Annotated in this window: 9 protein-coding genes; 3 read left to right on the forward strand and 6 right to left on the reverse strand. The window is 71.2% G+C overall.

Annotated elements, in window-relative coordinates:
- The first annotated feature begins 11 nt into the window (after nucleotides 1-11).
- On the forward strand, nucleotides 12-1,229 hold the full coding sequence (locus IE271_RS33040) for a thiolase family protein (RefSeq protein ID WP_190194174.1): 1,218 nt from the start codon (nucleotides 12-14) through the stop codon (nucleotides 1,227-1,229).
- A complete protein-coding gene (locus tag IE271_RS33045; protein WP_190194175.1) occupies nucleotides 1,226-3,355 on the forward strand; it encodes a 3-hydroxyacyl-CoA dehydrogenase NAD-binding domain-containing protein in 2,130 nt (709 codons plus the stop codon). The genes IE271_RS33040 and IE271_RS33045 overlap by 4 nt, the downstream gene beginning before the upstream one ends.
- A gap of 325 nt (nucleotides 3,356-3,680) precedes the next feature.
- On the opposite strand, the gene IE271_RS33050 is transcribed toward IE271_RS33045, so the two are convergent.
- Nucleotides 3,681-4,700: a PLL family lectin gene (locus IE271_RS33050; RefSeq protein WP_190194194.1), complete on the reverse strand. Its 1,020-nt coding sequence runs from the start codon at nucleotides 4,698-4,700 to the stop codon at nucleotides 3,681-3,683.
- Between the two features lie 69 nt (nucleotides 4,701-4,769).
- On the opposite strand from IE271_RS33050, the gene IE271_RS33055 reads away from it, so the two are divergent.
- Nucleotides 4,770-5,150, forward strand: coding sequence for a PIN domain-containing protein (locus IE271_RS33055; protein WP_190194176.1), 381 nt, complete (start codon nucleotides 4,770-4,772; stop codon nucleotides 5,148-5,150).
- 75 nt (nucleotides 5,151-5,225) lie between these two features.
- On the opposite strand, the gene IE271_RS33060 is transcribed toward IE271_RS33055, so the two are convergent.
- From IE271_RS33060 to IE271_RS33080, 5 genes are all read right to left on the reverse strand, one after another.
- Complete coding sequence (locus IE271_RS33060) at nucleotides 5,226-6,743, reverse strand: amino acid permease (protein WP_190194177.1); 1,518 nt, start codon at nucleotides 6,741-6,743, stop codon at nucleotides 5,226-5,228.
- Nucleotides 6,744-6,903: 160 nt separating this feature from the next.
- Entirely contained in the window at nucleotides 6,904-8,871 is a 1,968-nt protein-coding gene (gene dxs, locus IE271_RS33065; protein WP_190194178.1) for a 1-deoxy-D-xylulose-5-phosphate synthase, read from the reverse strand.
- Nucleotides 8,872-9,231: 360 nt separating this feature from the next.
- On the reverse strand, nucleotides 9,232-10,527 hold the full coding sequence (locus tag IE271_RS33070; RefSeq protein WP_190194179.1) for a sugar ABC transporter permease: 1,296 nt from the start codon (nucleotides 10,525-10,527) through the stop codon (nucleotides 9,232-9,234).
- Nucleotides 10,524-11,312 carry an ATP-binding cassette domain-containing protein gene (locus tag IE271_RS33075; protein ID WP_190194180.1) on the reverse strand — a complete coding sequence of 263 codons (789 nt, stop codon included), beginning with the start codon at nucleotides 11,310-11,312 and terminating at the stop codon, nucleotides 10,524-10,526. Before IE271_RS33075 ends, IE271_RS33070 begins: the two co-directional genes overlap by 4 nt.
- Before the next feature lie 205 nt (nucleotides 11,313-11,517).
- Nucleotides 11,518-12,627, reverse strand: coding sequence for an ABC transporter substrate-binding protein (locus IE271_RS33080; protein WP_190194195.1), 1,110 nt, complete (start codon nucleotides 12,625-12,627; stop codon nucleotides 11,518-11,520).
- Nucleotides 12,628-12,687 lie beyond the last annotated feature (60 nt).

Consider the following 12,687-nt stretch of genomic DNA (forward strand, 5'->3'; position numbering starts at 1 on the left):
GGAGAGCCATCGTGCCTCGTACCGTCAGGGACGTCGTCTTCGTCGACGGCGTCCGCACCCCGTTCGGCAAGGCGGGCCCGAAGGGCGTCTACCACGAGACCCGCGCCGACGACCTCGTCGTGAAGGCGATCCGGGAGCTGCTGCGCCGCAACCCGGGTCTGGACCCGAAGAAGGTCGACGAGGTCGCCATCGCGGCGACCACGCAGATCGGCGACCAGGGCCTGACCATCGGCCGCACCGCGGGCATCCTCGCGGGGCTGCCGGAGTCCGTGCCGGGCTACTCCATCGACCGCATGTGCGCGGGTGCGCTGACCGCCGTCACCACCACCGCCGGCTCCATCGCCTTCGGCGCGTACGACGCCGTCATCGCGGGCGGTGTCGAGCACATGGGCCGCCACCCGATGGGCGAGGGCGTCGACCCGAACCCGCGCTTCGTGTCGGAGAAGCTCGTCGACGAGTCGGCCCTGTTCATGGGCATGACCGCGGAGAACCTGCACGACCGCTACCCGCACATCACCAAGCAGCGCGCCGACGAGTACGCCGTGCGCTCGCAGGAGAAGGCGGCCAAGGCGTACGCCAACGGCAAGATCCAGGCCGACCTGGTGCCGATCTCGGTGCGCCGCACGAACGCCGAGGCCGGCGAGACCGGCTGGGGCCTGGTCACCGCCGACGAGCCGATGCGCCCGGGCACCACGCTGGAGGGCCTGCAGAGCCTGAAGACCCCGTTCCGTACGCACGGCCGGGTCACGGCGGGCAACTCCGCCGGCCTGAACGACGGCGCGACCGCCTCGATCATCGCCTCCGAGGAGTTCGCCCGCGAGAACGGCCTGCCGGTCAAGATGCGCCTGGTCTCGTACGCCTTCGCGGGCGTCGAGCCCGAGGTGATGGGCTACGGCCCGATCCCGGCCACGGAGAAGGCGCTGGCCAAGGCCGGTCTGTCGATCGAGGACATCAACCTCTTCGAGATCAACGAGGCCTTCGCCGTCCAGGTCCTCGCCTTCCTGGACCACTACGGCATCGCGGACGACGACCCGCGCGTCAACCAGTACGGCGGCGCCATCGCGTTCGGCCACCCGCTGGCCTCCTCCGGCGTCCGCCTGATGACGCAGCTGGCCCGCCAGTTCGAGGAGCAGCCGCACGTCCGCTACGGCCTGACGACCATGTGCGTCGGCTTCGGCATGGGCGCGACGGTCATCTGGGAGAACCCGCACTTCGAGGGGGACAAGTGAGCACCACCGCCGAACTTCTGAAGGGCGCGGCCGAGCTCTTCCCCGACGAGGTCGTCACCCAGGCGCACGTACGCCACCTCGACCTGCCCGCGGGCGCCGGGCGCTTCGCGCTCATCACGCTCGACAACGGCCTGGACCACACCAAGCCGACCACCTTCGGGCCGCAGTCGCTGGCGAACCTCGACGCCGCCCTCGACCAGGTCGAGCGGGAGGCGACGGCCGGTGAGATCGTCGGCGTCGGCGTCACCGGCAAGCCGTTCATCTTCGCCGTCGGCGCCGACCTCAAGGGCGTCGAGCTGCTGAAGCGGCACGAGGACGCGCTGGCCATCGGCAAGGGCGGCCACGACGTCTTCAAGCGCCTGGCCACGCTGGCCGTGCCGACCTTCGCGTACTACAACGGCGCGGCCATGGGCGGCGGCGTCGAGGTGGGCCTGCACTGCCGGTACCGTACGGTCTCGCGCGCCCTGCCGGCGTTCTCGCTGCCCGAGGTCTTCCTCGGCCTGGTCCCGGGCTGGGGCGGCTGCACCCTGCTGCCGAACCTGATCGGCGCCGACAAGGCCGTCTCGGTGATCATCGAGAACTCCCTCAACCAGAACAAGCAGCTCAAGGGCGACCAGGTCTACGAGCTGGGCATCGCCGACGCGATCTTCGAGGGCGCGGACTTCCTGGAGCAGTCGCTGATCTGGACGGCGGCCGTCCTCAAGGGCGAGATCGCCGTCGAGCGCCCCGCCGTCGACCGCGGCGAGGCCTGGGACCAGGCCGTCGCGCGCGGCCGGTCCATCGCCGACGGCAAGGTGCACGGCGCGGCCCCGGCCGCGTACCGCGCGCTGGACATCATCGCCGCCGCCAGGAACGGCGACCTGCAGCAGGGCTTCGACGCCGAGGACCAGGCCCTCGCGGACCTGATCATGAGCGGCGAGCTGCGCGCGGGCCTCTACGCGTTCAACCTCGTCCAGAAGCGCGGCAAGCGCCCCGCGGGCGCCCCGGACAAGAACCTGGCCCGCCCGGTCACCAAGGTCGGCGTCGTCGGCGCGGGCCTGATGGCCTCCCAGCTGGCCCTGCTCTTCCTGCGCCGCCTGGAGGTCCCGGTCGTCCTCACGGACATCGACCAGGAGCGCGTCGACAAGGGCGTGGGCTACGTCCACGCCGAGATCGACAAGCTGCTCGGCAAGGGCCGCATCAACCAGGACAAGGCCAACCGCCTCAAGGCCCTGGTCACCGGCGTCCTGGACAAGGCGGAGGGATTCTCCGACGCCGACTTCGTCATCGAGGCCGTCTTCGAGAGGATCGACGTCAAGCAGCAGGTGTTCGCCGAGGTCGAGGCGGTCGCCCCGGCCCACGCGATCCTGGCGACGAACACCTCGTCCCTGTCGGTGACCGAGATGGCGTCGAAGCTCAAGCACCCCGAGCGGGTCGTCGGCTTCCACTTCTTCAACCCCGTCGCGGTCCTCCCCCTCCTGGAGATCGTCCGCGGCGAGCGGACGGACGACGCCTCGCTGGCCACGGCCTTCGCCGTCGCCAAGAAGCTGAAGAAGACGGCGGTGCTGGTCAAGGACGCCCCGGCGTTCGTCGTGAACCGCATCCTCACCCGCTTCATGGGCGAGATCCAGAACGTCATCGACGAGGGCACGCCGGTCGAGGTCGCCGAGAAGGCCGTCGAGCCCCTCGGCCTGCCCATGTCGCCGCTGGTCCTGCTCGAACTGGTCGGACCGGCGATCGGCCTGCACGTCTCGCAGACGCTGCACGGCGCCTTCCCGGACCGCTTCACGGTGTCCCCGAACCTGAAGGCGGTCGTGGAGGCCGGCAAGCGCGGCTTCTACGTCTACGACTCCGGCAAGCCGGAGCTCGACCCGGAGGTCGCGGCGCTGCTGAAGCAGGGCGACACCGTCCTGACCGAGGAGCAGGTGCGCGCCCGGGTCCTGGACGCGGTGGCCCAGGAGATCGGCCTGATGCTCGACGAGGGCGTCGTCGCCGAGGCCCAGGACATCGACCTCTGCCTGATCACCGGCGCCGGCTGGCCCTTCCACCTGGGCGGCATCACGCCGTACCTGGACCGCGAGGGCGTCAGCGAACGGGTGAACGGGAAGCGGTTCCTGGGAGCTGGGGTGGCCAGCGTTCCGGCGTAGCCGCTGTGACGTGAGAGGGGCCCTCCGCGATGCGCGGAGGGCCCCTCTTCGTGCTTCCCGCCGGTGGGCGCCGAGAGCCCTCGGTACGTCCCGCCGCAGTACGCGGCCGCCCGGCCGAGGCGCCCATCAGGGTGAACGGAGCCCGGGTGGCCGGGGATCCGGCGCCCGAGGCGTCGACGGCGAGAACGTCGACGACGTGCGCACCCGCGGTCCGGTCCCGGCCCGGGTCCCAGGACCGGCTGCCGGCGGGGGCCACCGGGGGCGAACCGGGGAACCCGCCGTGCTCCCGGGGCCGGCCCGTACGGCGCGGGGGGCGGGGCGCGGCCTAGCCGACGGGTTCCCAGGCCGTGAACGCCAGTCCGGGTTCGTCCTTGCGGCGGGTCAGGAGCAGCTGTCCGGTCGACGGGGTCAGCGTCGCCGCCACCACCCGCTCCTCACGGTCCACCACCAGCGACACCCCGGCGTCCGCCGGCAGCTGCGGTCCCGACTCCGTCCACCACACCCCCGCCGGCTCCTGCTCCGTCGGGTACGCGGCGAAGGCCACGCGGCCCGAGGCCGCGCGCTGGGCGAGGAGTGTGCAGTCGGTGCCCTCGATGACGCAGCGGGTGGCCGCCACGGGACCGGGGCCCGCGGCGGCGGCCAGGGGCACCGGGGCCGTGCCGGGGCGCCAGGCGTGCAGGGTGCCGTCCTGGGACGTGAAGAAGAGCGTCGTGTGCTCTTCGGAGGTGGGCAGCGCGGTGAGCGTGCCGGGACGGGCACTCACCGCGAGGGGCTCGTCCGCCACGGGAACCGAGCCCGGCTCCTCCTGGCGCCAGTGCAGGATCCGGTCGGGAGTGGCGGCGTACGCCTCCACGCGGCCCGACTCGCCCGTCACGGCGGCCAGTTCCTCGTGCACCTCCTTCCCCTTGAGGTCGCGCCAGGGACCCCAGCCGCCGTGCTGCTTCTGGCCGAGCATGCTGACGCCGCCGCCCTTGTTGCGGACGAAGACATGGGCGCGGCCCTCGGCGTCGACGGTCACGGCGGGGACGCCCGTGCGGTCGCCCTTCTTGTTGGGGTGGCCGATCGGGATCCAGTCGAGGGCGGCCAGGTGGCCGCGGAAGTGCGTGGAGTGGACGAGGCCCGACTCGCCCGGGACGGTGGGGCGCCAGGAGACCAGGTGGGCGTAGCCGTCGGCGCCGCGGCCGACGGCCAGGACGGGGTGCAGGCGCTGGCTGCCGCCCACGACGCGGGGCGGCAGCCAGTCACCGCCGGGCAGCCGTTCCGCCCAGCACCATGCCGCTTCGTCCCTGGGGGCATAGGCGCTGAGCCGACCGTCCCTGCCGCGTATGAGCCAGTCGCCATTCACTGTACGGACCATTGACACTCCCCCACTCTAATGGGCCCCTTCCGGCCGCTCCGTGCGACCCTGTGGGTCATGGAGGAGCCGCTTCTCGTGATCGTCGACGCCGCCAACGTGGTGGGGTCCGTGCCCGACGGGTGGTGGCGCGACCGGCGGGGCGCCGCCGAGCGCCTGCGGGACCGGCTGGCGCCGTACGCCGAGGAGGGACTGCCCGGTCACCCGGGCCCCGTGGAGCTGGTGCTCGTGGTCGAGGGCGCCGCACGGGACGTGGAGTCCGTGCCGGGCGTACGGGTGGTGCGGGCACCCGGCAGCGGGGACGACACGATGGTGGAGCTGGCGGGCCGGGCGCCGGACCGGCGCCGCCTCGTCGTCACCGCCGACCGGGAGCTGCGCGAGCGGGTGCGCGCGCTGGGCGCCGAGGTGGCGGGGCCGCGCACGCTGCCGGTCCGGGGCTGAACCCTTCCCGCCTGCTCCGCGCACAGTGCCGGGCCGGGACCGGCCGCGTTCCCCGGCCGCCCGCCCCGTCCCGTGTCACTTCGTGAGGTCGCTCCGCGTCGTGGAACCCTCCGCGGCTGCCCGCCCGTGCGCCAGCCGGCTGTGCTTGCGGCCGTACAGGAAGTAGACCGCGAAACCGATGGCCATCCAGATCGCGAAGCGCAGCCAGGTCTCCGCGGGCAGGTTGAGCATCAGCCACAGGGAGGCGAGCACCGACAGGGCCGGGACCAGCGGCACCAGCGGGGTGCGGAAGGCGCGCGGCAGGTCGGGGCGGGTGCGGCGGAGGATGACGACGCTCACCGCGACGACGACGAAGGCGAAGAGCGTGCCGATGTTCACCAGCTCGGCCAGTTCGCTGAGGCTGGTGAAGCCCGCCACGACCGCGATGACGACGCCGAGCAGGACGGTCGGGCGGTGGGGGGTCCGGTACTTCGGGTGGACGTGGGAGAAGAAGCGCGGCAGCAGGCCGTCGCGGCTCATCGCGAAGAAGACGCGGGTCTGGCCGAGCAGCAGGATCATGCAGACGGTGGTGAGGCCGACGGCGGCGCCGAAACTGATCACACCGGCGAAGAACGGGTGCCCGGTGGCCTTGAAGGCGTCGGCGAGCGGGGCCTCCACGGACAGCTCGCTGTACTTCTGCATCCCCGTGACGACGATCGACACGGCCACGTACAGGACGGTGCAGATGGCCAGGGAGCCGAGGATGCCGCGCGGCAGGTCGCGCTGCGGGTTGCGGGTCTCCTCGGCGGCCGTGGCGACGATGTCGAAGCCGATGAAGGCGAAGAAGACGACGGAGGCGGCGGTGAAGACGCCCATCACGCCGAAGTTCGACGGCGCCCAGCCGAAGAGCAGCTGGACCAGCGGCGCGGTCAGGCTGCCGCCCGCCTCCTGCGGCTCGGACGGCGGGACGAACGGGTCGTAGTGGTCCGCCTTGACGAAGAAGGCCCCCGCGACGATGACGATCAGGACCACGGCCACCTTGACGGCGACGACGATCGAGGTGACCCGCGCGGACAGCTTCATGCCGACCACGAGGACGGCGGTGATGACCAGCACGAGCCCGGCGGCGAAGACGTCGAAGCCGAAACCCTCGGCGCCGTCCCGGCCGCTCAGCGCCGCGGGCAGGTGCCACCCGGCGTTCTCCAGCAGGGACCGGATGTAGCCGGACCAGCCGACGGCCACCACCGCCGTGCCGAGCGCGAGCTCCAGGACCAGGTCCCAGCCGATGATCCAGGCGGGCAGCTCTCCGAGCGAGGCGTACGAGAAGGTGTACGCCGAGCCGGCCACCGGGACCGACGAGGCGAATTCCGCGTAGCACAGCGCGGCGAGCGCGCAGACGACGCCCGCCACGACGAACGCCAGGGACACGGCCGGTCCCGCGTTCTCCCTGGCCACCTGGCCGGTGAGCACGAAGATGCCGGTGCCGATGACGACACCGACGCCGAAGACGGTCAGGTCGAGCGCGGACAGCGACTTCTTGAGCGCGTGCTCCGGTTCCTCGGTGTCCGAGATCGACTGTTCGACGTTCTTGGTTCTGAAGAGGCTGTGGGCCACGGTCGTCCTCCCGCGCTCGTCGTCCCCGACATGTTCGGGGGTGCCTGGGCTCCGATTGCCCTGGCGCGGGCGGATTCACGCGGACGGGCCCGTGCCGCCACCCGTCCTGGGTCGCGGCATGGGCCCGTCGGAGCAGTGCGCGGGCTCGCGCGGCGGCGGGTCAGTCGCGCGCGGGCTCCACCGAGTCGACGTCGACGGCCTGGGCCGGGGCGCGCTCGGATCCGTTCGCGCGCCCCCGGGAGGCGGGCAGCCCGTCGAGCTTGGCGACGAGCCCGGTGACCTGGCGGGCGATGTCGGGCGCGGTCAGCCCGATCTCGGCCAGGACCTCCGCGCGCGAGGCGTGGTCGAGGAAGCGCGGCGGGATGCCGAAGTCGCGCAGCGGGATGTCGACGCCCGCGTCGCGCAGCGCCTGGGCGATCGCCGAACCGACGCCGCCGACGCGGGAGTTGTCCTCGACGGTGACGACCACGCGGTGCTTCTCGGCGAGCGGGGCCATCGCCTCGTCGACGGGCTTGACCCAGCGCGGGTCGACGACCGTCGTGGAGATGCCCTGGTGGTCGAGGAGGGAGGCGATCTCCAGGCACATGGGCGCGAGCGCGCCCACGGAGACCAGCAGCACGTCCGGCGTGTCGGTGCCGGGCGCGCGCAGGACGTCCATGCCGCCGACACGGCCCACGGCGGGCACCGCGGGGCCGACGGCGCCCTTGGAGAAGCGGACCACGGTCGGCGCGTCCTCGACCTCGACGGCCTCGCGCAGCTGGGCGCGGACCTGGTCGGCGTCGCGCGGCGCGGCCAGCCTGAGGCCGGGCACGACCTGGAGGATCGACATGTCCCACATGCCGTTGTGGGAGGCGCCGTCGGTGCCGGTGACGCCGGCCCGGTCCAGGACGAAGGTGACGCCGCACTTGTGCAGGGCCACGTCCATCAGGACCTGGTCGAAGGCGCGGTTGAGGAAGGTGGCGTAGACGGCGAAGACGGGGTGCAGGCCGCCGGTGGCCAGGCCCGCCGCGGAGACCGCGCCGTGCTGCTCGGCGATGCCGACGTCGTACACGCGGTGCGGGAAGGCCTTGGCGAACCGGTCCAGGCCGACGGGCTGGAGCATGGCGGCGGTGATGGCGACGATGTCCTCGCGCTCCTCGCCGAGCCTGACCATCTCCTCGCCGAAGACGGAGGTCCAGTCGGCGCCGGAGGTGGCGATCGGCAGGCCCGTGTCGGGGTGGATCCTGCCGACGGCGTGGAAGCGGTCCGCCTCGTCCTGGAGGGCGGGCTGGTAGCCGCGGCCCTTCTCGGTGAGGCAGTGCACGATGACGGGGCCGCCGAACCGCTTGGCGCGGGTCAGCGCGGACTCCAGGGCCTCGATGTCGTGGCCGTCGATCGGGCCGACGTACTTCAGGCCGAGGTCCTCGAACATGCCCTGCGGGGCGATGAAGTCCTTCAGGCCCTTCTTGGCGCCGTGCAGGGTGTCGAAGAGCGGCTTGCCCACGACCGGGGTGCGGTCGAGGATCTCCTTGGTGCGGGCCAGGAAGCGCTCGTAGCCGTCGGTGGTGCGCAGGGTGGCCAGGTGGTTGGCGAGGCCGCCGATGGTGGGCGCGTAGGAGCGCTCGTTGTCGTTGACGACGATGACGAGCGGGCGGTCCTTGGCCTCGGCGATGTTGTTGAGCGCCTCCCAGGCCATGCCGCCGGTGAGCGCGCCGTCGCCGATGACCGCGACGACGTGGTGGTCCTCGCGGCCGAGGACCTCGTTGGCCTTCGCGAGGCCGTCGGCCCAGCCCAGGACGGTGGAGGCGTGGCTGTTCTCGATGACGTCGTGCTCGGACTCCGCCTGCGAGGGGTAGCCGGACAGGCCGCCCTTCATCTTCAGCTTCGAGAAGTCCTGGCGCCCGGTGAGCAGCTTGTGGACGTAGGACTGGTGCCCCGTGTCCCACAGGACGCGGTCCTTGGGCGAGTGGAAGACGCGGTGCAGGGCGATCGTGAGCTCGACCACGCCGAGGTTGGGGCCGAGGTGGCCGCCGGTCTTGGAGACGGCGTCGACCAGGAAGGCGCGGATCTCGTCGGCCAGCTGATCGAGCTGCTCCGGTCCGAGCCCGTCCAGATCGCGCGGTCCCCTGATGCGGGTCAGCAGCGGCACCCGTGCCTCCTTGCAGTAGAGCTGTTCGAGCCTTGCCGGGTCTGTCGAGTCTAATGTTCCGTCCGCGACAACGGCGCCCGGGCCATGCGTTCTGCGTCACGTGTACGGGGGTGGTGCGCCGCGTACAGGTGTTCCCCGCAGGCCTTGGACGATGCACGGAACCGCGCGTACGGGCGAATCCTCGCGCACGATCGCCCCAGGGGGCGGACGGAGGCATTCCGCACGCAGACGGGTACCGGCGCATTACGGAGCATTACGCCGCATTCCGCCCGCGCACGGAGAAGTGCCCGGTACCGCCGTTGGTACCGGGCACTTCGTCTCGGGGCGGGAGGCGGCCTGCGCCTCCCACCGCGGGGGCCGCTAGGCGCGGCCCGCCGTCTTCTGGGTCTTGCGGGTGACCGCGTCGATGACGACGGTCGCCAGCAGGACGCCACCGGTGATCATGTACTGGACCGGCGAGGCGATGCCCTGCAGGGCCAGGCCGTACTGGATGGAGACGATCACCAGCACACCGAGCAGGGCGTTCCAGGTGCGGCCCCGGCCGCCGAAGAGGCTGGTGCCGCCGATGACGGCCGCGGCGATCGCGTTCATCAGCAGGTCGCCGGCGCCGGCGCCCTGGTTGGCGGAGGCGATCTTCGAGGCGATGAAGAGGCCGCCGATCGCGGCGAAGGTGCCGGCGATGGCGAACACCGAGATGCGGATCAGCTCGACGTTGATGCCGGCGCGCCGGGAGGCCTCGACGCTGCCGCCGAGGGCGAAGACCTTGCGGCCGTAGGAGGTGCGGCGGAGCACGAAGTCCGTGATCAGCAGGACCGCCAGGAAGATCACGACGGCCAGCGGCAGACCCTTGTACTGGTTGTAGACGATCGCCACGGCGAAGGCCAGGACGGCCAGCAGGACCGTGCGCAGGATCGTCTCGCTCAGCGGCCGGGACGGCACGCCCGCGGCCTCGCGGCGGCGGTTGCCGAAGAAGGAGCTGAGGAAGTACGCGACCGTGGCGACGAGCGCGAGCCCGTAGGCGGCGGCCACGTCGGTGAAGTAGTAGCTGGTCAGCTTGGCCACGACACCGTCGGAGTCGAGGTTGATGGTGCCGTTGTCGCCCAGGATCTGGAGCATGAAGCCGTTCCAGAAGAGCAGACCGGCCAGGGTGACGGCGAAGGCGGGCACGCCGATGCGGGCGAAGAAGAAGCCGTGGATCGCGCCCGCGACCGTGCCGGTGAGGATGGCCAGCAGGAAGGCCAGCCACTCGTTCATGCCGTGGCTGACGTTCAGCACCGCGAAGGTGGCGCCCGCGACACCGCTGACGGAGCCGACCGACAGGTCGATCTCGCCGAGCAGCAGCACGAAGACGATACCGACGGCGATCATGCCCGTGCCGACCATGGCGACGGAGATGTCGGAGAGGTTGCCGGCGGTGAGGAAGTTGGAGTTCAGGCTCTGGAAGATGATCCAGATGACGACGAGGCCGAGGACGACCGGGATGGACCCGAGGTCGCCCGCCTTCATCTTGCGCTTGAACTCGGACAGGTAGCCCGCGAAGCCCTGCTCGCGCACCAGCAGCCGGGGGTCGACGGCGGTGACGGCCTGGGCGGCCGCCTCGGTGTTCTCCGCCGCCGGGGTCTTGGTGACGGTGGTGGAGGTCTTGTCGGTGCTCACTTCTGAGCCTCCCCGTTGCGGGCCGCGCGACGGGTCACGGCGTTGTCCGTGGCGCCCGTGATGGCGGAGATGATCTCTTCCTGCGAGGTCGACTTGACCTCGAAGACGCCGTTGTTGCGGCCGAGCCGCAGCACCGCCACCTTGTCGGCGACGGCCTTCACGTCGGCCATGTTGTGGCTGATGAGGATGACGGCGTGACCGCGCTCGCGCAGCCGCTCGACCAGGTCGAGGACCTGGGCGGTCTGCTCGACGCCGAGGGCCGCGGTGGGCTCGTCGAGGATGACCAGCTTGGGCTCGCCGAGCATGGAGCGGGCGATGGCCACGACCTGGCGCTGGCCGCCGGAGAGCGAGGCGATCGGGATGCGCACGCTGGGGATGCGGATGGACAGCGTGTCCAGCAGCTCGCGGGAGCGGCGCTCCATCTCGACCTCGTCCAGGACGCCGCGCTTCTTCAGCTCACGGCCCAGGTAGAGGTTGCCGACGACGTCGATGTTGTCGCACAGCGCGAGGTCCTGGTAGACCGTCGCGATGCCGAGCGCCTGGGCGTCGTGCGGCTTGCTGATCTGGACGACCTTGCCGTCCCATTCGATCGACCCCTCGTCGATCGGGTGCACGCCGGCGATCGTCTTGACCAGCGTGGACTTTCCGGCGCCGTTGTCGCCCACCAGGGCGACCACTTCACCGGCGTGGACCTCAAGCTCTACGTCGGTGAGCGCCTGGACGGCACCGAACCGCTTGGAGACCCCGCGCAACGCCAGCACGGGCGTAGCGGACACGTGAACCATCTCCTTCGCCGCCTGACCCGGCGGGAGGTTGTGCAGAAGCATGTGGGTGGGTGTTCCGTCCGGCGCCCCGGCCGAGCTTGCGGGGCTGACGAGTGCGCGGGGCGCCGGAGGAGCAGGGGGCGAGCGGGTCCCGTACGGGCCCGGGGATCACCGGGGCCGGGCGGGGATCATCGGCGGATCCCCGCGGCCGGGACCTGTGCGTCGCTTACTTGAGACCGATCTTGTCGCAGGCCGCCTTGTACTTGGCGGTGCAGATCTCGTCGATCGTGTAGATGCCGTCCTTGATGACGGTGTCCTTGATGTTCTCCTGCGTCAGCGAGACGACCGGGACCAGGACGGACGGGACGCCCTTGGTGGTCGCGCTGTCGACCGTGTCCTTCGCGATGGAGTCGAGCTTCTCGCCCTTGGCGAGCGCGACGGCCATCTGCGCGGCGATGTCGGCCTCCTGCGGGTACGACTTGTACACGCTCATGAACTGCTCACCCGTGACGATGCGCTGCACGCCGGCGAGCTCGGCGTCCTGGCCGGTGACCGGGGGGAGCTTGGAGAGACCGGCGGCCTTCAGGGCCGTGATGATGCCGCCCGCCATGCCGTCGTTGGCGGAGTAGACGCCGACGATCTTGTCCTTGCCGAGGGCGGAGATGGCGCCCTCCATGTTGGCGTTGGCGTTCTCCGGCTTCCACTCCTTGGTGTCGTACTCCTTGCCGATCTTCACCTTGCCGTCGAGGACGGAGTGGGCGCCCTTCTTGAAGTCGGCGGCGTTGGGGTCGGTGACGGAGCCGTTCATCATGACGATCTGGCCGTCCTTGGCCTTGTCGCCCAGGGCCTCCAGGAGGGCCGTGCCCTGCGCCTTGCCGACCTCCTCGTTGTCGAAGGAGGTGTAGGCGTCGATCGGGCCCTCGGCCAGGCGGTCGTAGGCCACGACCGGGATGCCGGCCTCCTTGGCCTTCTTGACCGAGCCCGCTATCGCCTTGGCGTCCACCGCGTCCACGATCAGCACGTCGACCTTGTTGGTCACCATCGTGTCGACCTGCTGGTTCTGGGTGGTGGCGTCCTGCTTGGCGTTGGAGTAGACGACCTTGCCCTTGTTGTTCGTGAGCTCCTTGACCTTCTTCTCGATCAAGGGCTTGTCGAACTTCTCGTAGCGCGCGGTCTGGTTCTCCGGAAGGAGCAGGCCGACCGTGATCGCGTCGCCCTTCTTCTCGCCGGAACCCGGGGAGTCGCTCTTGTCGCCACCGGACTCGGCGGCGCTGCCACAGGCGGCGAGCGAGACGGCCATGGCACCGGCGGCAACGGCAACGGCGGCACGACGCATACGCGTGTTCACTTCAGAAACCTCCCTGACGAGGCCGCGTCGTTGCGGCCGAGGTGGCTG

The organism is Streptomyces minutiscleroticus, from assembly GCF_014650875.1.
In the GTDB taxonomy this organism is placed as follows: Bacteria; Actinomycetota; Actinomycetes; order Streptomycetales; family Streptomycetaceae; genus Streptomyces; species Streptomyces minutiscleroticus.